Below are 18,812 nucleotides of genomic sequence, written 5' to 3' on the forward strand. Positions count from 1 at the left end.
TCAATAGATTAATCGCCTATCAGGAGCGCCATCTGTGCTTTCAGCTCAGCAAGCTCCTGTTTCAACGCCGCGACGTCTTCTTCCAGCTGTGCAACACGTTCATCCGATGCCGAAGGGCTCACCGCGTTGCCCTGGGCGCCCTGTGGCAACGCCTCAAGATCAACCTCGCCACTAAACAGGTGCATATAGCGTGAATCCCGCTTTCCGGCTTCACGCGGTAGCTTCACGAGATACCCGCCACGCTCCGGATCAGCCAACTTGGCCAGCACAGTTTCGACTTCTTTGACATCGGTGAATTCGCACAAGCGATTGGTTCGGGTTCGTAATTCCCCTGCCGTCTGCGGCCCTCGTAGCAACAGCACGCAAATCACCGCTTTTTCCTGCGGCTTAAACTGCAGGGTGCTGAATTCGGTGTTGCAAAATCTGTGCTGATACTTCGCGACGCGGCTGCCGAATCCGGTCACTTCCTGAATGAAACGCTTGGCCTTTAAACTTTCAAGCGTATCCATCACGGTCGCTTCACCCAGCGACATCACCGGCTCCCGGTTGCTCTTCTGGTTACACGCCGTCGTCAGTCCATTGAGGGTCAGCGGATATTGGTCCGGTGTTGTGACTTCCTTTTCCAGCAAACAGCCAATCACACGGGCTTCAGTAGGTGAAAAGCAAATATCCATGATTCTTCTTCCTTCTTATACCAATACTGATTCCGCTCTCGGCTTGACAACCCAGAGTGGGATCAGCACTGATAGAAAGCAGAGTAACATGCCTCCCGTGAACGACAAGCACTTCATGAATCAACCGATTACAAAACAAACAATCCACCCGAGCGCGGTTATCCCTGTATCTTTCTCAGGTAAATTCCGCCGCGACAAAACGGTTTCGTCCCTGCTCTTTCGCTTTATAGAGCACCTTATCGACGATTTCATACATGTTTTCCGGTGTTTCCAGTCCGGTCGGCACCCAGGACACCATTCCCTGGCTGACCGTCACCAGCTCGGCGGTCGTTGAACGGGAATGCGGAATGTCCAGCATCTGAATACTTTGCTTCAAACGTTCGCACTCTTTCACCGCCCGCGTTTTGTCGCAGTGGCTGATCAAAACGACAAACTCTTCTCCGCCATACCGTGCCACCAGCTCTCCGGCACGGCTAAACGTTGTTTTCAGCTCCATCGCAATACTTTGCAGGCAGCGATCCCCTTCCAGGTGCCCGTAGTAATCATTGAACGCTTTAAAATGATCCACATCGATCATGACCATCGCCATCGGCAAATTATTCCGACCATGCCAGGAAATCATCTCTGATAATTTCTGATCCAAAAACCGGCGGTTTGCAACCTCTGTCAGGCCATCTTCATTGACCAATTGGGACAAGCGATCATTCGCCGAAGCCAACTGTTCATGCGTTGTTTTCAGTTCCCGCCGCATTTGGACGATGCGCTGCATCGCCTTCAGCTTTGCAACCAGAACAATTTTATTGACGGGCTTGACCAGATAATCATCACCGCCCATATCGATGGCCGTCGCGATCATTTCCGGTTCATCATGCCCGCTCAGAAAAATAATCGGCACCCAGTCTGGATACAGCTCTCGAATTTTTTGAGCGACTTCCGTGCCGGACATATCCGGCATACTGACATCCAGCAGAACCAAATCCGGATCAAACTGGGCGTACTTCTCAATCGCTTCCAGACCAGAGCCCGTGGCTTCGACAACATGACCTAGACGTTGCAACCGCATAGCCAACTGCATTCTTTCCAGGTGCACATCTTCGACGAGCAAAATACGCATTGCATCCATGTAAGCATCCCATTGATATAGAAAGATTATACTGCTTATATTTATAGCACAGACCGGAAAATTACCCAGCGGATCTACCACCTTCCGGTAGTGCGCTTAATTGAACGTGACACAGATTGCAACTTTCACGCCTGAGTGGACACGTTATGGACAAGCCATTGCTATATTTTGCCTGAGGCCATTGTTATCCGCTTTGTACGGAGATCGCCCGAGCCCGCGTTTCGACGTGTGGAGTGTTGACTTTTAAAAACAGGTCTATAGGATGCCCCCTCTAAAAATCGATTCACAATGCAGGAAATAGCTATGTCTGACATTGAAAACAAAGAAGAACTGAACATTGAAGAAACCAAACTGACCCTGGACGATTGCTCGCCGGAGCTAAGCCAGGTTGTTGCGTTTGAGAAAGTGCCTGAAGAGCTACTGGACATGCTAGTAAACGTGTACAAAGCTTCTGAGTCGATTTCACGCGAAGCCTGGGACCAAATGCCGGCCAGCGCCCAAAACGTTCTGGACAACTTCGAGCAATTCCACGCCCTGATCGCCCTGAGCCAGAGCTACTCCGGCATTGATTTCCTGGGTGAAATGGAAGAAACCGGCAAACCAGACGATATGACTGACGAAGAATTCACAGACTACAAAGCTGTGATGCTGGATAAAGTGCTGCACAACTGTGTGAAAGACATGTGCAAGCAGCTGAAAAAAGCACGTCGTCACCCGCCGATGAAGCGCGAGTTCCTGGCTATTTTCGAAAAATAATAGCCACCGAGAAAGGGAAGCTTGGCTTCCCTTTTTTCTTTTGAGCCCCTCCCCAACCCCGATTGCCCGGCCGGCACATTCCCCGTCGCATCACTCGCTCCGGCGCAAGAAATCCCCGTAACCACCGCCACAGCAAGGAACTGCGTCTAATTGAACAATGTTAAAATAAATTCTTGAGCTGCTGAGTTGACAAGCTTTACAATCGCCTGATGTCCATTTGCCAGCGCATTTTCATGTCTTTATCTTTTCTCAAAAACAGTAAACGCTTTGCCCTTGCCTGCGGCACCTTGGTATTTTCCGGCTGTGCCGTCTATGCCGGTTTCAACTATGACCAGTTGTATGGCACGCCAGCGCCGCAGCAGCGTTTTGTCCCGCCCGCGACCCCGATGGCGCAGCGCTATCTCAACGAAGTCAAACCGGTGCTTGAGAACCGCTGTGTGGTCTGCCATGCCTGCTACGATGCGCCCTGCCAGCTGAAGATGTCTTCAGCGGAAGGCATTGATCGCGGCGCCAACAAAGAGAAAGTTTACGAAGGCACCCGCCTGCTGGCAGCCAATACCACCCGCATGTTCATTGATGCGCAAACTACCGCGCAATGGCGCAACAAAGGATTTACGCCGGTCCTCAATGAGCGAGACCAGTCCCCGGAGGCCAACACCCAAGCCGGGGTCATGGCCCGTATGCTCCAGTTGAAGCAAGCCCACCCTTTACCGGGTGAAGCCGTGCTCGATAGCACCCAGTGGGATTTTTCCCTGGATCGGGATCAGCAATGCCCGACCATTGAGGAAATGGTCCAGTATGAACAGAATTACCCGCAATGGGGCATGCCCTACGGCCTGCCGCACATCGCGCCGCAAGAGCATCAGCTTTTGATGGATTGGCTGGCTGCCGGTGCACCGATGGCCGGTGTCGAACCGCCGTCGGCGGAGATCCAAGCTGACATTCACCAATGGGAACGCTTCCTGAACGGCAACTCGCTCAAAGAACAACTGGTCAGCCGTTATATCTATGAGCACCTGTTTGTCTCTCATCTTTACTTCGAGGCTCACCCAGGTCAGCCGGTCTTCTTCAAACTGGTCCGCTCCCGAACGGCGCCGGGACAACCTGTCGACGTAATTGCAACCCGCAGGCCTTTTGATGATCCGCAAACGGATCGCGTCTACTACCGTTTTGTCCAGGTTCGCGAAACCATTGTTGATAAGACCCATATGCCGTATGCCCTGAGCGCTGCCAAGATGGCACGCTTTGAGCAGTTGTTCTTCGAGCCCGAATACACCGTCAGCGCATTGCCGGGCTACCAGCCTGAAGTAGCCGCCAATCCAATGCGCTCGTTCAGCCAACTACCGGCCAATGCCCGGTATCGCTTTATGCTTGATAACGCCCAGAACACCATCCGCGGCTTTATCAAAGGCCCAGTCTGCCGGGGTCAATTGGCGCTGAATGTGATCAATGATCGGTTCTGGGTCTTCTTTGTGGATCCGGACATGGCAGATGTTCCGAGCGTCAACCAGTTTTATGACGCTCAGGCCAAGAACCTCAGTATGCCGGCCGAAAATGAAAGTAATACCTTACCTCTGGCAGACTGGATCGCCTATTCCAAGCAGCAGGGTCGCTTCTTGCGGGCCAAAAATGCGCTGCTCAATAAAGCGTTTCAACATGGCGAACACTTAACCACCGAGCTGATCTGGGATGGCGATGGCCATAACGATCACGCGGTGCTGACGGTATTCCGTCACTTTGACAGTGCCACGGTCACCAAAGGCCTAGTCGGTACACCGCCGAAAACAGCCTGGGTCATGGATTATTCACTGCTGGAACGGATCCATTATCTGTTGGTGGCAGGCTTTGACGTCTACGGGAATTTCGGCCACCAGCTGATCACCCGGATGTATATGGATTTCCTGCGCATGGAAGGCGAATCGAACTTCCTGTCACTCCTGCCAGCGCCAGTTCGCCATCAAGAGCTGGCAAACTGGTACCAGAATGCCAGTCGGCCGCTGGAGGAGTTCCTGCAAGGTGATATCAATGAATTCAGCCAGCCATCGGGGATCAAATTTACCACCGATGATCCGAAGTCCGAGCTTTACCAGCGCCTTCAGGCACGGGTGCAGTTGGTGAACAGTCAGCGTTATGCCCTCAACAATGCGACACTCAGCCCGGAGGCGATGCGTGCCCTTAACCTGCTGAATCAACTTCAGGGGCCTCAGGCAACCCTGTTCCCGGAACTGACATTTATCATGGTTGAACCGTCGTCTCCGGACGCCGATCCTCAGCTGTTTACGCTGGTGCGCAACAGCGCTCACAAGAACATTTCCAGCTTGTTCGATGAGGAAGCCAACCGCCTGTTTGAACAAGACGATGTGACGCTGGTCTCCGGCTTGCTGGGCAGCTATCCGGGTGCCTTCTGGCATGTAACGGAAGCTGAATTGCCGGCCCTGGCGGCTCTGGCTAATGCAGTTCAAACCGAGCAGGAATACCGGGCGTTGCTCGATCGCTTTGCCGTACGTCGAACCGATCCGAACTTCTGGACATTCAGTGATACCCTGAACACCTTGTATCGCAAAAGCCAGCCCATTGATTCCGGCCTGCTGGATTACAACCGGATTCAAAACCGCTGACAGATGCATCCGCTCGGCCATAGCAATACCCAAAGCCTGCTGCCCGCAGGCTTTTTATCGGCGCTCTCTTTATTTATCGCTATGCCGCCGCCCCTACCCGACACGTACGGTTGTCTTCAATCCGCTTCCCTCACGGGCTCAGTGAGGAAGGGTCAGGCCGTCCGATAGGGATAACAAATTGTAAAGATATGAAAACATGCGCTTAATATCATGGTGTAAAAGTATGATTTTTGTAAAAATACCGACATTCGATACTCTAACCTGAGAGATACAAACCATGAAAACACCAACGCCGATTTGGGACGGTTTTGTTCGCGGTTACCATTGGCTACAGGCACTATCTGTGATTGGCTTATGGTATACCGGTACCGAGGGTTTGATGGACTGGCATTTTGCCATTGCCTACCTGCTTCTGGCCCTCCTGCTGACCCGGTTACTGTGGGGGCTGATTGGCAGCGACACCGCACGCTTTCACCATTTTGTCCATTCACCTGGTAAAGTGATTGATTATTTACGGTCCATCCGCCGCAACACCGGCGAGGCAAAAACCGTTGTCGGCCACAATCCCGCCGGCGGCTACATGGTGCTCACATTCTTCCTGTTGTTGGGATTCCAGCTCACCAGCGGATTGTTCGCCAATGACGATATTGTCTCTGAAGGACCGCTGGCCCGATATGTATCGGCCGATACCAGCAGTTTATTCACCCTGCTCCATGCCCTGAACTTCAATCTGATTCTGGCTGCCATCGGATTACATCTGGGGGCAATCGCGCTGTATTTACTCAGAAAGGAAAACCTGATCAAGCCGATGATTGTCGGAACCAAACCGCTGCCGGCAGCATCCGCGCCCAAACTCCGAAACGGCCTGCTGGGTTGGGCGATTTTCGCCGGAATTGGTGCCGTGCTCTATGTCAACTTTGCGCAGGATATCGTGCCTTACCTGTTCTGATCGACACGCATAAAAAAGGGTAAAGCCTTGGGCTTTACCCTGTTCCATCATCGAGCTTTTATCAACAAGCTATCTGTATCAACAGCGATCTGTTATCAAAAAGTACCTGTTATCAACAAACGGCCTGTTCTCAGCAATGACCGGCATGGCCAGCTTAACGGTGTTTATAGTCGCTGTGGCAAGACTTGCAGTTTTTCGCAGCAACACCAAACGCTTTCATGGTCGCGCGCTGGTCGCCTTCGGCAGAGACTTTCGCCAGATTTGCCATATCCGTCTGGAACTGGTTCAGCTTGGCAGAGAACCCGTCCCAATCCGACCAGATTTCCGGACGTGCTTTGGTTTCGCCTTTATCTGATCCTTTCATTTCAAAGGCTTCGCCCGGCATCATCGTCAGCTGCGACACAAACAGCGCACGCTGGCTGAACTTTGCCTGGTCCCAGTCTTTACGACCTTTGACCATGTCAGCCATATCACCGAAATTCGTTGCAATCATGCTGAAGGCCGATTGACGGTAGTGAATGGCATCTTCCGGCTTCTCAAACGGCATAGCTGAAGCACTGGTTGCTGCGAGTAACACACCACCTAGTATTACTTTCTTCATCATTATTCTTCCATCTCTTTGTTTTTATGGACAAGAGAATCATACCAAGCCGTAACCTTCAGTAAACATTCACGTCTCTAAACTTACAAACATTTACAATAATTCACTCGAGTGCATATCAGATCCGCTGTTTTCAAGCCGGATGTGACTCTTATTGAGCAATCAAACAGGCTGCCGGTATCCAGGTCGGCAAATATTGGTTACCCTAAAAAGGCATGCTATTTCCCTACCAAATACTGAAATGGCATTCCATAAAGACCGGTAACAATGAGGACTGTACAACAGGTCCCAGATTAAAATCATTTCAAGAGGATGCAATGTTAGGTACGTTGAGCAAAATGCAATCCACGCTGGACGATGAGGTGACATACACCCTTCCCGTCGGCGACGAGCGACTACCACTGAACCCTCTGATCGGGAAGGTGCTCAAGTTAAGCTACACCGGGAATATCTACTGTGATGCCTGTGGACGGAAAACCAAAAAAAGTTATTCCCAGGGCCACTGTTTCCCGTGCATGAAGAAGCTGGCACGTTGCGATATGTGTATCATGAAACCGGAAACCTGCCACTATGCCCAGGGCACCTGCCGTGAGCCAGAGTGGGGCGACACCCATTGTATGGTTCCGCACTATGTCTACCTGTCGAACACCTCGGGACTGAAAGTCGGGATCACCCGCCATACCCAACTCCCAACCCGCTGGATTGATCAAGGGGCGACCCAGGCGCTGCCGATCCTGAAAGTCAAAACCCGTCACTTATCCGGACTTATCGAAGTTGCGCTGGCCGAACTGGTGGCCGATAAAACCAACTGGCGCGCCATGCTCAAAGGCGACAACAGCGATATCGATTTGCAGGCTGAAGCGACTCGCCTGATGCCGCATATCGAAGCGCGGATCAATGAACTGCTGGCTCTGTATGGTGAAGATGCTGTTGAACGGCTCGATGAATCCCTGGTTGATATTCGCTACCCGGTTTTAGCATATCCGACCAAAATCAGCTCGCATAACTTTGACAAGAACCCGGTCGTTGGAGGCAAACTGCTGGGGATCAAGGGCCAGTACCTGATTTTTGATACCGGCGTGATTAATATCCGTAAGTTCACCAGCTATGAGGTAGAGGTCGAAACGCCTTAACGACCCCGTACATTGATGTGGCCGGGTGGCGTTCCCGGCCATTTGATCTAGTTGCTCACACTGCCTATATCATGACCATTTTCATGATACGACTTATCACTTGGATTTCGGTTGCACATACTTTCTCGAGGCATCCACCGTCGCGACATCCCGAATAAAATTCACTCCAAGCACAATGCCCTGGCCTGCGGTCAGGCCAAATTCAGTCAATTCGTTCAACTCCCCCAACCGCGCCCGAACTTTCACCACCGCCTGCCGTTTTTGCTCTCCGTTTTTTCGCTTGATCCAGCGCTCAACCGGAAGCTCAACCGATTTGCCGCCGTGATTAAACTTGACCCAATCGTTCCCATCCCGTTCAAAGGATTGTAGATCGGCAACTCCCAGTGTGGATAATTTCACACCGGAGTCCACTTTCACACGCTCATATTGCTCGCTGGAATCGAGCCAGAGCCACTCTTCCGCTCCTAAAATCAATTTACCGTCCGGTGTTTTGGTCACAACCGGTACAGCAGCTGGTTTGGGGGCCGGCTTCGCCGCAGGTTTCGGTGTCGGAGTCACAGGCTCAGGGGCAGGTTTCATCGCCGGTGTTGTCGGGGGCACAGACGTCGGTTGCGTGGGCGGGATCACAACCGGTGCCACTGGCACCGTTTCTGATGGCGGCTGTTTCGCCACTTCAGGCACAGAAACCGGTTTTTCAGCAGCCTGCCGGGCACAGCCAACTATCATCACGGTCAAAACACAGGCCGTTAATATCCTCATATTCGCCACCCCAAAGCATCCTCTTAACACAATAATATGCAGAGAGATCCTTGACTCGCAAGTTTAAGCGCCGGCGTAAGCGCGCTCGAACTGCGCCACTTTGGTCAGCAACCAGCGCTCGTCATACCAACCGATATTCCGACTATGCTTGGCATCTTGCCATAAACTGAGAAACCAACGTCGGCATGTGAAGCCCTCTGCTGGCGGCATCTTCTGATGATACCGTTCAATCAGCTTGAGATCCGGGCGGACATCATCGAGCTGGAACACATCAAACTCACGGTGTTTAAAGCCGGTATCCAACGGATCGAGCAGGACAGCCACACGGCCGGTCTGGGGTTGAAATAACACATTTCCGACATGGCAATCATTATGCGTGAGCGAAGAATGCGTATTGATGGGATCCAGGATCTCTGCCCGCCGCGCCCAGATATGAGCAAGCTGATCTTTCAATCGGGCAGAATAAGGGGAGCCGTCACTGAGAACATAACGGTACACAGGCTGCATCCAGGCTTCAAACGCCCGGATCAGACACGACTCGTATTGATCTTCAGCCAGCTCAAACCCCAATTCTTCCCGATGCTCATGCAACGACAGCAGCAAGTCGGTGTAATGCTCACGAAAGGCTTCGATCATCTTGGGATCATCCGGTAACATATGCGCCGGTACACCTTCGAGCCATTCCAACATCAGGTAATCGTGCCCGGCCTCCCGACCAAAAAACAAGATCCGGGGGATCTGGCAGTCCATCACTTTCGATAAACGCGATAAGGCACGCACCTCTTTGGCCAGCCGCCCGATCTCTTTAGAAAATTTTACAACCACCTTGCCTTTCGGAGAAGCCAGGAACACCACCCAGCCGTAAAATGACTCCTGAAAACTACAGAGCTCGGGTTGACAACCAAACAGGCATTGATAAGTGTGCTGTGCGACCTGCTTCAGCTGTGGGTTCAACATAATCACTCCCATGTGATGCCCTGTAACTCCGGGCTAGCATCCCTTCCACACATATATTCTAATAACGCATATGCTTATAATTATTCGTTACAATGAGACTCCTATATTTCATTCAGGGCTACCAGACGTTTGAGACAAATTTGAGACAAAATTGTAATTTCTGGGCCACTTCTCGCAAAAAATTGTATTGGCTTGTGAAAATTTAACGGGATTCCACAGCAATTCCGGTCGCTTCCGCCAGCTCAGCCAATTGCACCTCATCATCCAGGCAAACAGACCAGTTCACACCGCTCCCCGATGCTGTAACCACATTCGCGCCGCCAATCAATCGAATATCATCGGCCATTGCCTGTAACGTGATCCGGGCCGGTCCTTCCAGACGAATCACCAATTCACGCTGATTCGCAATGATTCGCCCCTGAGAAAAAGTCACATTCATTGTATCTCTGCCTCCTGTGGTTTCTTCTTGTGATTCAGTACCGCCATCGTCAGCCTGCTGGTACACACCAGTCGGTCCCGTTCATCGACAATCTCGATTTGCCACACCTGTGTCGTGGCGCCCAGATGAACCGGTTTTGCCGTGCCTTTGACAATCCCGCTGCGAACCGCCCGAATATGGTTTGCATTGATATCCAGCCCGACGCAGTATTTCCCCTCAGCCACGCACATATTGGCCGCCAGAGAGCCCAGCGTTTCCGCCAGCACCACCGAAGCCCCGCCATGTAACATCCCCAACGGCTGATGGGTCCGGGCATCGACCGGCATGACAGCGCTCAGGCTCTCTTCATCAAAATCACAATATTCAATCGCCAGGTGCTCCACCAGCGTATTGATAGACGTCTGATTCAGGCTTTCCAGCGAAAACTGCTTTTTCCATATCGACATATTGATACCTACAATCATTGAAGAATGTGTTGAAACCGCAACAGGTTACCACTCAGCCCAGCGAACCACTACCGATCACGCCCCGAACAGGTGAGCAAAGTGTTCGCTATTTCTATAATTGAATAGAAGGAGCCGGAACCATGCATTTACTGATCACAATACGCACTGCTGTCATCTGTACCGCCACTGCGGTTCTCATGAGCTGTGCCAGCTCACCCACAGGCCGACAGCAGGTGTTACTTTTTTCCAACCAGGACATGTCCCAACTGGGTGCACGCTCGTTTGAGGAGATTAAACAGCAGGAAACCATCAATCAGGATCCAGCCACCAATCGTTATGTTCAGTGTGTGACCCAGGCAATTACGTCCAAGCTGGGCAGCAGCCAACCCGGTCAGTGGGAAGTGGTGGTGTTTGATAGCGATCAGGTGAATGCCTTTGCCCTGCCGGGCGGCAAAATCGGGGTCTATACCGGGTTGCTCAACGTCGCTACCACGCAGGATCAGCTAGCAACCGTGATTGGCCATGAGATTGGCCACGTACTGGCACAGCACAGCAATGAACGTCTCTCCCGCAGCCAGCTGGCGAATGTCGGTTTGCAGATTTCAAGCCAGGCGATCAGTGGCACTCAGTATCATGATCTCGCGATGGCCGGGCTGGGCCTGGGAGTTCAGTACGGATTTTTGATGCCCTACGACCGGGCTCAGGAGTCCGAATCAGACATCATTGGTTTACACCTGATGACGGAAGCCGGCTTTAACCCCAATGAGAGCATCACGCTGTGGCAGAATATGGCGGCCGCATCTGGCCGGGGACAACCACCGGAAATTCTGTCGACTCACCCTTCCCATGCTTCCCGCATTGCTGATCTCAAAGCAGAAATCGGCCGTTTGGCCAGTTATAACGTCCCGCGCCCCAATTGTCAGCGCCCGGCGCGATGAAGCCGTGATTTATGAAATTGATGAACAAAAAAAAGGAACACGGCCTGACCGTGTTCCTGATTTTTGTTCTTTTTGAATGTCACGATGCAGTTTGGTGAGCACACCATGCAGCAGCTGCATTACGCGCCGAAGAACTTACCAACGAAGTTGCTGATATTGGTGACACTTGCAGCGCCCATCACCAGCACAATCGCACTGCCCAGCACCGTCAGCGCCATTGGGTGGCGATAGTCGCCCACAATGTCTTTCCGTTTTGTTGCCACCAGCACCGTTCCCAGCACAATTGGCAGAATAATGCTGTTCACTAACCCTGCAAGCATCAGGAGCAGGATCGGCATATTCATAAAGACAGTCCCCAAACTGGTCACCAGAATAAAACCGACACACCAGGCTTTTTCGTTGCGAGCAACTGCCGGAAACAGCGTTTTCACCAAAGACACCGCCATGTAGGAGTTTCCGACCACGGAGGTAATCGAAGCCACAAATAACACCAGGCCAAAAATGTAGTATCCCAGTTCACCGGCGCCGTGGCGAAATGCATCCGCTGCCGGGTTTTTCGCGTCCAGTGTCACCCCGGTCACCAACACACCCAGAATCGCCATAAACAGCAGCACACGGATGATCACGGCAATAGAAATCCCCGCCCACGCGGCGCGCTTGATATCCCCGACATTGGCCTCCCCTTTCAGACCGATATCGACCAGTCGCTGAGCACCGGTGTAGTATCCGCCCACCGCACCACCCACAATGGTCAGGGTCGGTAGCAACAGATTCCCGAAATCGGATGGGGCAACCGCCGCAATAACCGTCGGCATCAGGGGGGGTAAGCTGGTCATCGCGACGTAGGCAATCAAGACAATCATGAACAGCCCCAGGTAGCGAGCCATCTGATCCATACGCTTTGAGGCGTTATGGATCACGAACAACAAGCTGCCAATCAGCCCGGTAAACAAAGCGCCCCAGCCGGTATCGACACCGGTCAGCACTTGCAATCCCAGTGCGGAACCACTGACGTTGCCAAAGTTGAACGCCACCGCACCCAGCGCGAGCAGAATGCCGATCGGATAGCCCAATCCGGGCGCAACACGGTTCGCGATATCCTGAATGCGCAGACCGGAAACCCCGACAATCCGCCACAGATTCATGACAATCCCGAAGGTGATAAAGATCGAGGCAAACACGGGAAATGCCATATCAATCTGATACATGTTCGTAAACACGGCGGTTTGCGTCAAAAAGCCCGGGCCGACCGAAGTGGTCGCCATCAGAAATGCTACGCTGAGTATTGCTTTGGTTTGCCAGGTTGCAGTGTGTGAACCGGCGTAGGCTGAAGATTCAACCGAAGAAGTCGCTGATGACATGATTCTGATCCTTTTTATGTCTCCCTCTTTTATAAAAAAAGAAAGACAACTGACAGGATCAGTTGTTTATTGAGGTCGTGGATTAACCAACATCATTTTTCGGGGCGAGATGATATCGATTACGCAACCGATTGTCTAGCCTAAATCACACTTTTAATGATTTATTTATCAGGCAACAAAGTCTTCACCGTGATAGCGGGTCAATTTCTTACCCGCTCACGCTTCCCTCAAGGGGGCCCCCAGTGTGCTCCCAAGAGATACTCAGAAACACGTCCATAAAAAATCCGAGTGCCTGAAGACACTCGGATTTACATTTCATGAGAGCAGGCCCGTAGTTCCGGCCTGAACTGACGGCGTAAAGCCGTATGACACGGCTTCACCACTACTCACAGCAGCTCAGGCTCCCGCTCAAGCACGCCTTGTGAATTAATTTCTTAACTCAAACCCCGGCGTATAGACCTCAACCCGGCGGTTCTTCGCCTGACCGGCTTCGGTGTTATTCGGTGCAATCGGCTCGCTTTCGCCTTTACCCTGGACCACAATCCGATCCTGCGTCAGCCCGAAATGACCTTTCAGATACGTGGCAACCGCCGCAGCCCGCTCTTCAGACAATTTCGCATTGTACGCCTCTGTACCCCGGGAATCGGTATGGCCGACCACGTACAGTTTTGAATCCGGATATTCCGTCAAACGCTGCGCAATCGGCTTCATCAACTCGATATCTTTGGGCGAGATAGACTTACTGTCAAACGCGAACGGTAAGTTGACACTGATCGCCGGGACCTTGGTCACCATCGGCGCCGGCTCAGGCATAGGCTCCGGCATCGGCTCTGGTTCGATCACCGCGACCGGTACCGGAGCCCCCCAGTGATAGACCAGGCTAACACCGTAGAAATGGATGTCTGTCTCGCCAGGATCACTGCCTCCAACCTGGTGGTAATACTGGTACTCTAATCGGGTGGATAAACTGTCATTGAAGAAATATTCCGCACCAACCCCAGCGGTTGCCGATACGCCTTGGTCATCCTGATTTATAACACTGTTGTCGAGATCAAAGATATAACCACCCAGCTTGCCGTACAGGTCAACGACCGGTGATACCGTCCAGGTAAATTTACCCACCAAATCTATACCCTGGACTTCCACGCCACCACCGCCATTGTTGTAGTCAGCCTGACCTAAATAGGTATAGCCACCTTCCCAGCTCAGCCAGGAGTTCTGCTGATAGCCGAGGAATACACCGCCACCCCAGTCATCCTTTCCGAAATTGCTTTCTTCTCCATCCAGTGCTTTGTCAAAGTTGTCGTAGTTCGTCCCACCGATACGCGCGCCGGCATACCATGGGTTCTCCGTAGCCGCATGAACTGCTCCCGATACCAATAATGCAAGGGGAATTAATTTGAACGTTTTTGTCATATTCAGACATCCCTACTTAGTTATTTTCGTACCACTACCCACTATGGTTTAGAACGAAAACAACCAATTGACAAGCAAACAGCACATCTGAAATGGAGAAAAACCTTTTAAAATCAGAATATGAACCGAGGTTTCTCAATGTTAAGAACCGTCATGGATCGCTGACAAAAGGCTCAAACGTCAAACTTACTCAAGGTTTTCTCCAGTTTGGGACTGGTACTTTTTTGCGCTTTACCGCAAATGACTCCCCTCCGCCATGGCCTCCGCCGTCGCATCTTCAACGGCCATGAACAAATAGTCCACCTCACCTTTCGGCGACGTCATCGGGTTCAGGGTCACGTTCTGATACATGAACGGAGCCTGCTGGGTGATTGGCCGGACATTACGGCACTTAAACAAATAAGGACGCTGACGCCAAATCACGAAACTACGGCAACCCAGTTCAAACACCGGTTTCGACTTGGTTTTAAACCAGAACACCGGAATTTCAGGAAACAAACTGAACAGATTCTTGCCAATCGCCTGATGGGGCTGTATTCCACTATGGTGGGTCATAAAGCCATTCCAGACATGGACGGTATAGTTTTTATCCAACACCACCAGCCCGACATCCACATGCTGCACCATGTCGACCATCCAGTGAAACTGTTCAAATTCTGCAGGTAACGAATACATGGTTTAGTCCTCATCCATCAGGTATGACAGCTTGTTATCAAGCAGGGGCAATGATTCATCGACAAACATCAGCAGCATATCGCACTTGATCTGTGTGCCTTCGAGGCCGTAACTCACCTCAAACGTCATGGTTCTGCGCCAGTTGCCTTCGGTTAACGAAATCATTTCCTCAATTGGCCGATGCTGGCCCAGTAACACCGGGTGACTCTGCAGGAACTTAACTTCCGCCTGCTGTCCCAGCCCTTTTAAAAAGGAGCCGACCATTAAGTTGCTGACGTCCATCAGCAACTCAAGCTCACAGTCGCCTTCGTCTTCAACCGGATAGTTCATCATGGCGGTGAGATCTTTCATGCTCGAATCACTCAGCAGCACCAAGGCTTCCCCGGCAATGCCCTCACCGCTGAATCCCTGACAGACACCTGACATCTGGGCGTTGCTGGCCAAATGACGCAAAGTCATCTGTAACTCACTGACTTCGAAAACATTCACGTTCGGCAGCGGCAGATTAACGAACACATTGAAGTGGCGTGCCAAGGCATCCGCTGCGCGACCAATCGCGACGTTTGCCACTTCCAGGTAAATATCCCGACGCTTCAATGCCGGTGTCGACACCCGCTGGATCACGGTGTCCAGTCCGGGAGGCTCAGCGGCGAGGTATTCCTTCAGATGCGCCTTCAGCAGGCTTTTATCCACCGGCTTTTTCAGAAAAGCTTTTGCGCCCAGGGCCTGGACCCTTGCCTGGGCCTGAGGCTGAATGTCGCCCGAGACGACGATCACCGGGATCTCAATCCCCCGTTGCTGCATCGCTTCCAGCGTCTGATACCCGTCCAGTTCCGGCATCGTCAAATCCAGGAACATCAGATCGAACTGCTGTGCTTCGAGACAGCGCAACGCCTCCAACCCATTCACCGCGAAGGTCACTGTTGCCTCAAGGGAGGCAGGTAACGCCCGGGCCATCTGCTTTCGCGCCAGTGCCGAGTCGTCACAAATTAAAATTGAAGTCGTCATACAAGATCCTTAGGCTGTGCCAAAGCGCGTATCTAATAATAATTATGCTTTGTAGAGATATCTCAGCTGTGATGATAGCAGTTAGGAAACACACATTTACAATGTAAATGTGTGTTGATTAGTCGATTTTTGTTCACCTGCTTCAGCAAGTATTTAAAACGTGATCAATGCACAGTAAAATGGGAACCATTCTCAAGGTATGACAAAAGCGACTTTCAGCAGATGATGAATGTTTACGGTTCCCACAACACTGACCCTCAGCAGCCTTTCAAGATCGGTGTTGTCGGTGGCGGTATCGCGGGTTCGACGATTGCCCTTCGCCTGGCAGAACTGGGCGTTGAGGTCGAGCTATTCGAAGCCGGTGCCAGCCTGGTGAACGGTCCGCCGATTTGTCACCTCCACGCAGGCGGCAACTTGTACCGTGAAATCTCTGAACAACAGTGCCTGACCCTGCTTCACGAATCGATCGACACGCTCCGAATCTTCCCGCACGCTGCCAACATCCGTCCGACTGTCATTGCCGTCCCACTACGCGATCCTGGGGATCCGGAAGCTCTGCTGCCAAGGCTTCAACGGCTACAACAAACCTACCAGACATTGGTTGCAGACGACCCGGCCAACGAAGTGCTGGGCGACCCGCAGCATTATTACAAGCTCTACAGTCGTGAGGCTTTGGAACAACTGGCCCTCGCGCCACTCCCGAAAACCCCGACCTCTCTGGACGACTGGATGATCCCCGTCGCCAAAAACCTGGAGTTTGATTCGTTCAAGTTCCCGCTGGTGCTGGTTCAGGAATACGGCCTGAGTGTGTTCCGCCTGGCGGCCACCGCGGCGCTGGCTGCCGAACAACTGCCGGGTTGCCGGGTTCATACGCAAGCGCAAGTGACCGATATCCAACAGGATCGCCATACCCAGCGCTGGTCTGTTGCCTTTCAGCAATACGACCCGCAAAGTGGGGATCACCGCACACACACCACAGAGGTCGATTATCTGATCAATGCCTGTGGTTTCAAAACCGGGACCATCGATGACATGGCGCAATTGCCGCGCGACCGTATGGTCGAGTTTAAAGCCGCCTACATTACCCACTGGGCCGATTGCGAAGGGGTTTGGCCGGAAGTGATTTTTCACGGAGAGCGCGGGACTCCCAATGGGATGGCGCAGCTGACCCCATACCCGGATGGCTACTTTCAGCTACACGGCATGACGCCTGACATTACCCTGTTCAAAGATGGCCTGGCGCGAAACAGCCGTTCTAGCGCACAACCCATGCTGGAAGCGCGATTTAACCGCAAGCTTCGCGAAGGCTGGCAACCCGATGAAATTCACACCCGGACGTCCCGCGCCATTCGCCATATGGCCCAGTTTGTACCGGCATACCACACAGCAACTGTTGGCGGGAACCCATTATTCGGCGCCCAGCAGATCCCGGGAGATGACCCGTCCCTGCGCGCAGCCGACCTGTCATTTGCCGGTCAACGTTACGCCCGGGCAGAAATTGTCAAAGCTTCGTCTGCACTCTCGGCAGCAAACCAAGTGGTCAAACAACTGATTGAGGAGCAGCTCATTCCCGCTCCTGTCGGGCTTGATTTGCCATTAGAGCAACAGCTGCCGATGATGACCGGCCTGGATCCCGTCGAAGTCATCCGCAAAGCGGAGCAACTCGCGGAAGAGAGAAACTTCCCGACAGCGATGGCACGCTTGTATCAAACCCCATAAGAGCACCTGAAACCACACGTTGCATCACATGTTATCCCAAGCAAGAACAGCTTGGCTGAACCGGGAGAGCCAGAGCCGCTGATGCGGCGCTGGCCTGTCGTCGAACGAGCGCAGCACGATCAGTGATAGAACACCGCCAGCCAAATCGTATCCGCGCCCGGTTGCGTCCAGGAGATCTGGTGGCGGGTATGGGCCGGAATATTCAGGTAATCCCCTTCCTGTAAATGGACTTCCCGGTTATCGGCTTCAAACAAAATTTTTGCCTCTCCTTTCACCACCAGCACCCATTCATGTTCATCCTGATCATACCAATCCGTCTCCGGCGTTGTATGACCCCGGGAAAGGATCCGTTCAATCCGAACCGTCGGGGTATTCACGATATCTTCAAAAACTTCAGCCGGTAATGATGCGGGGATATTGCGTAGTAGATTCATCGTGACTTCACTCCGGAAAAGACCTCAAAAAAGGCGAAGCCTGAGCTTCGCCTTATCCGTTTGATATGATACTTGAGCTTACTTCTTGGGTAAGCTGACTTCAATCTTTTGATTGAGCGCATCCAACTCGCTTTGCAATGCCGTCAGCTGAGCCTCTTGCTCAGACACCGCCCGGAGTTTGGCATTGAACTTGTCACAATCCGCCTGAGACACCCAGTTCCACCCCGAACCGGACTTAAACTCGTCACAGGCTTGTTTGAATTCATCCGCCACCCGCTTGGCTTTATTCACATCGGCTTCAGCCTGAGCGACTTGTTTTTGCAGCAATAACTGCTGCTGATATAAAGCTTTTGAGTCGCTCAGAACCGCTTGCTGCTTCTCAGTCGTCGACTTGAGTTCGACCACTTGTGTATCCAGCTGCTTCTTGGTGACCGCCAGCTTCTTCTGCTGCTGTTTCAGCGATAAGAACTGCTGTTCATAAACGGCTTTCTGCTTCTCTAGATCCACTTTGGCTTGTGTCAGTTGCTCATTTAACTGTTCAACTTCCAGCGCTTGCTCTGTTTGATAAGTCTCAAAGCGCGCTTCCAACTGCTGCTGCTTCGTGATCAAATCAGCATTTTTCTGTTGCAGTTGCTCATACTCTTCCAGCGTTGGTCCCGGCGACCGATGCCAAACCGCAGATGCAAGAACACCGCCGAGAATAAACCCAGCCAGCAATGAAGCTTTCCAAGATGACGTCATACCCGTAACACCCACCAATAATCATCCCTTTCCAAATCAGGTCGCGACAGAGGCCCCATACAAGC

At 52.2% G+C, this 18,812-nt stretch carries 19 protein-coding genes; 6 read left to right on the forward strand and 13 right to left on the reverse strand.

From position 1 onward, the window contains the following. Positions 1-8 precede the first annotated feature (8 nt). Together VV869_RS13615 and VV869_RS13620 are read right to left on the reverse strand one after the other, a co-directional pair. On the reverse strand, positions 9-674 hold the full coding sequence (locus tag VV869_RS13615; RefSeq protein ID WP_337735451.1) for a YceH family protein: 666 nt from the start codon (positions 672-674) through the stop codon (positions 9-11). Positions 675-849: 175 nt separating this feature from the next. Next, complete coding sequence (locus VV869_RS13620; RefSeq protein WP_337735452.1) at positions 850-1,797, reverse strand: diguanylate cyclase domain-containing protein; 948 nt, start codon at positions 1,795-1,797, stop codon at positions 850-852. Between the two features lie 303 nt (positions 1,798-2,100). Between VV869_RS13620 and VV869_RS13625 the strand changes: the two genes are divergently transcribed. The 3 genes from VV869_RS13625 (at position 2,101) to VV869_RS13635 (ending at position 6,120) form a co-directional block, all read left to right on the forward strand. Next, complete coding sequence (locus VV869_RS13625) at positions 2,101-2,553, forward strand: DUF3069 domain-containing protein (protein ID WP_337735453.1); 453 nt, start codon at positions 2,101-2,103, stop codon at positions 2,551-2,553. Between the two features lie 233 nt (positions 2,554-2,786). Further along, positions 2,787-5,171, forward strand: a complete 2,385-nt coding sequence (locus tag VV869_RS13630; RefSeq protein WP_337735454.1) for a fatty acid cis/trans isomerase — start codon at positions 2,787-2,789, stop codon at positions 5,169-5,171. Between the two features lie 277 nt (positions 5,172-5,448). Continuing rightward, on the forward strand, positions 5,449-6,120 hold the full coding sequence (locus VV869_RS13635; RefSeq protein WP_337735455.1) for a cytochrome b/b6 domain-containing protein: 672 nt from the start codon (positions 5,449-5,451) through the stop codon (positions 6,118-6,120). Positions 6,121-6,274: 154 nt separating this feature from the next. Here the strand turns inward: VV869_RS13635 and VV869_RS13640 are convergent, their stop codons facing one another. Continuing rightward, positions 6,275-6,724 (reverse strand): c-type cytochrome, encoded by a 450-nt coding sequence (locus tag VV869_RS13640; RefSeq protein ID WP_337735456.1) that lies wholly within the window; start codon positions 6,722-6,724, stop codon positions 6,275-6,277. Between the two features lie 314 nt (positions 6,725-7,038). On the opposite strand from VV869_RS13640, the gene VV869_RS13645 reads away from it, so the two are divergent. Further along, positions 7,039-7,854 (forward strand): DUF2797 domain-containing protein, encoded by an 816-nt coding sequence (locus tag VV869_RS13645; RefSeq protein ID WP_337735457.1) that lies wholly within the window; start codon positions 7,039-7,041, stop codon positions 7,852-7,854. Positions 7,855-7,950: 96 nt separating this feature from the next. On the opposite strand, the gene VV869_RS13650 is transcribed toward VV869_RS13645, so the two are convergent. The 4 genes from VV869_RS13650 to VV869_RS13665 all read right to left on the reverse strand — a co-directional run bounded on the left by VV869_RS13650 (position 7,951) and on the right by VV869_RS13665 (position 10,455). Beyond that, positions 7,951-8,613, reverse strand: coding sequence for a putative ATP-dependent zinc protease (locus tag VV869_RS13650; RefSeq protein ID WP_337735458.1), 663 nt, complete (start codon positions 8,611-8,613; stop codon positions 7,951-7,953). Between the two features lie 63 nt (positions 8,614-8,676). After that, positions 8,677-9,570 (reverse strand): phosphotransferase, encoded by an 894-nt coding sequence (locus tag VV869_RS13655; RefSeq protein ID WP_337735459.1) that lies wholly within the window; start codon positions 9,568-9,570, stop codon positions 8,677-8,679. Positions 9,571-9,772: 202 nt separating this feature from the next. Then, a complete protein-coding gene (locus VV869_RS13660) occupies positions 9,773-10,009 on the reverse strand; it encodes a DUF3389 domain-containing protein (RefSeq protein WP_337735460.1) in 237 nt (78 codons plus the stop codon). Continuing rightward, a complete protein-coding gene (locus VV869_RS13665; protein ID WP_337735461.1) occupies positions 10,006-10,455 on the reverse strand; it encodes a hotdog fold thioesterase in 450 nt (149 codons plus the stop codon). Before VV869_RS13665 ends, VV869_RS13660 begins: the two co-directional genes overlap by 4 nt. A 140-nt stretch (positions 10,456-10,595) precedes the next feature. Between VV869_RS13665 and VV869_RS13670 the strand changes: the two genes are divergently transcribed. Beyond that, positions 10,596-11,393 (forward strand): M48 family metallopeptidase, encoded by a 798-nt coding sequence (locus VV869_RS13670; protein ID WP_337735462.1) that lies wholly within the window; start codon positions 10,596-10,598, stop codon positions 11,391-11,393. Between the two features lie 119 nt (positions 11,394-11,512). On the opposite strand, the gene VV869_RS13675 is transcribed toward VV869_RS13670, so the two are convergent. The 4 genes from VV869_RS13675 to VV869_RS13690 form a co-directional block, all read right to left on the reverse strand. Beyond that, on the reverse strand, positions 11,513-12,754 hold the full coding sequence (locus tag VV869_RS13675; RefSeq protein WP_337735463.1) for an NRAMP family divalent metal transporter: 1,242 nt from the start codon (positions 12,752-12,754) through the stop codon (positions 11,513-11,515). A 426-nt stretch (positions 12,755-13,180) separates the two neighbouring features. Next, positions 13,181-14,170 (reverse strand): OmpA family protein, encoded by a 990-nt coding sequence (locus VV869_RS13680; protein ID WP_337735464.1) that lies wholly within the window; start codon positions 14,168-14,170, stop codon positions 13,181-13,183. A gap of 231 nt (positions 14,171-14,401) precedes the next feature. After that, positions 14,402-14,845, reverse strand: coding sequence for a PAS domain-containing protein (locus VV869_RS13685; RefSeq protein WP_337735465.1), 444 nt, complete (start codon positions 14,843-14,845; stop codon positions 14,402-14,404). A 3-nt stretch (positions 14,846-14,848) separates the two neighbouring features. Continuing rightward, positions 14,849-15,853, reverse strand: a complete 1,005-nt coding sequence (locus tag VV869_RS13690) for a response regulator (protein WP_337735466.1) — start codon at positions 15,851-15,853, stop codon at positions 14,849-14,851. Between the two features lie 222 nt (positions 15,854-16,075). Here VV869_RS13690 and VV869_RS13695 point away from each other — a divergent pair, with 222 nt between their 5' ends. Next, a complete protein-coding gene (locus VV869_RS13695) occupies positions 16,076-17,572 on the forward strand; it encodes an FAD-dependent oxidoreductase (RefSeq protein WP_337735467.1) in 1,497 nt (498 codons plus the stop codon). A 119-nt stretch (positions 17,573-17,691) separates the two neighbouring features. Here the strand turns inward: VV869_RS13695 and VV869_RS13700 are convergent, their stop codons facing one another. Then, positions 17,692-18,006: a cupin domain-containing protein gene (locus VV869_RS13700; protein ID WP_337735468.1), complete on the reverse strand. Its 315-nt coding sequence runs from the start codon at positions 18,004-18,006 to the stop codon at positions 17,692-17,694. Positions 18,007-18,084: 78 nt separating this feature from the next. After that, positions 18,085-18,747 carry a chromosome segregation ATPase gene (locus VV869_RS13705; protein WP_337735469.1) on the reverse strand — a complete coding sequence of 221 codons (663 nt, stop codon included), beginning with the start codon at positions 18,745-18,747 and terminating at the stop codon, positions 18,085-18,087. Positions 18,748-18,812 lie beyond the last annotated feature (65 nt).

It is taken from the genome of Photobacterium sp. MCCC 1A19761, from assembly GCF_037389125.1.
Classification (GTDB): domain Bacteria; phylum Pseudomonadota; class Gammaproteobacteria; order Enterobacterales; family Vibrionaceae; genus Photobacterium.

Excerpts from the sequence above, each read along its gene's own strand:
- VV869_RS13620 (WP_337735452.1), bottom strand. The coding sequence starts at position 1,797 with ATGGATGCAATGCGTATTTTGCTCGTCGAAGATGTGCACCTGGAAAGA.
- VV869_RS13655 (WP_337735459.1), bottom strand. The coding sequence starts at position 9,570 with ATGTTGAACCCACAGCTGAAGCAGGTCGCACAGCACACTTATCAATGC.
- VV869_RS13675 (WP_337735463.1), bottom strand. The coding sequence starts at position 12,754 with ATGTCATCAGCGACTTCTTCGGTTGAATCTTCAGCCTACGCCGGTTCA.
- VV869_RS13680 (WP_337735464.1), bottom strand. The coding sequence starts at position 14,170 with ATGACAAAAACGTTCAAATTAATTCCCCTTGCATTATTGGTATCGGGA.
- VV869_RS13640 (WP_337735456.1), bottom strand. The coding sequence starts at position 6,724 with ATGATGAAGAAAGTAATACTAGGTGGTGTGTTACTCGCAGCAACCAGT.
- VV869_RS13700 (WP_337735468.1), bottom strand. The coding sequence starts at position 18,006 with ATGAATCTACTACGCAATATCCCCGCATCATTACCGGCTGAAGTTTTT.
- VV869_RS13685 (WP_337735465.1), bottom strand. The coding sequence starts at position 14,845 with ATGTATTCGTTACCTGCAGAATTTGAACAGTTTCACTGGATGGTCGAC.
- VV869_RS13665 (WP_337735461.1), bottom strand. The coding sequence starts at position 10,455 with ATGTCGATATGGAAAAAGCAGTTTTCGCTGGAAAGCCTGAATCAGACG.
- VV869_RS13705 (WP_337735469.1), bottom strand. The coding sequence starts at position 18,747 with ATGACGTCATCTTGGAAAGCTTCATTGCTGGCTGGGTTTATTCTCGGC.
- VV869_RS13695 (WP_337735467.1), top strand. The coding sequence starts at position 16,076 with ATGATGAATGTTTACGGTTCCCACAACACTGACCCTCAGCAGCCTTTC.
- VV869_RS13670 (WP_337735462.1), top strand. The coding sequence starts at position 10,596 with ATGCATTTACTGATCACAATACGCACTGCTGTCATCTGTACCGCCACT.
- VV869_RS13645 (WP_337735457.1), top strand. The coding sequence starts at position 7,039 with ATGTTAGGTACGTTGAGCAAAATGCAATCCACGCTGGACGATGAGGTG.
- VV869_RS13635 (WP_337735455.1), top strand. The coding sequence starts at position 5,449 with ATGAAAACACCAACGCCGATTTGGGACGGTTTTGTTCGCGGTTACCAT.
- VV869_RS13660 (WP_337735460.1), bottom strand. The coding sequence starts at position 10,009 with ATGAATGTGACTTTTTCTCAGGGGCGAATCATTGCGAATCAGCGTGAA.
- VV869_RS13615 (WP_337735451.1), bottom strand. The coding sequence starts at position 674 with ATGGATATTTGCTTTTCACCTACTGAAGCCCGTGTGATTGGCTGTTTG.
- VV869_RS13690 (WP_337735466.1), bottom strand. The coding sequence starts at position 15,853 with ATGACGACTTCAATTTTAATTTGTGACGACTCGGCACTGGCGCGAAAG.
- VV869_RS13650 (WP_337735458.1), bottom strand. The coding sequence starts at position 8,613 with ATGAGGATATTAACGGCCTGTGTTTTGACCGTGATGATAGTTGGCTGT.
- VV869_RS13625 (WP_337735453.1), top strand. The coding sequence starts at position 2,101 with ATGTCTGACATTGAAAACAAAGAAGAACTGAACATTGAAGAAACCAAA.
- VV869_RS13630 (WP_337735454.1), top strand. The coding sequence starts at position 2,787 with ATGTCTTTATCTTTTCTCAAAAACAGTAAACGCTTTGCCCTTGCCTGC.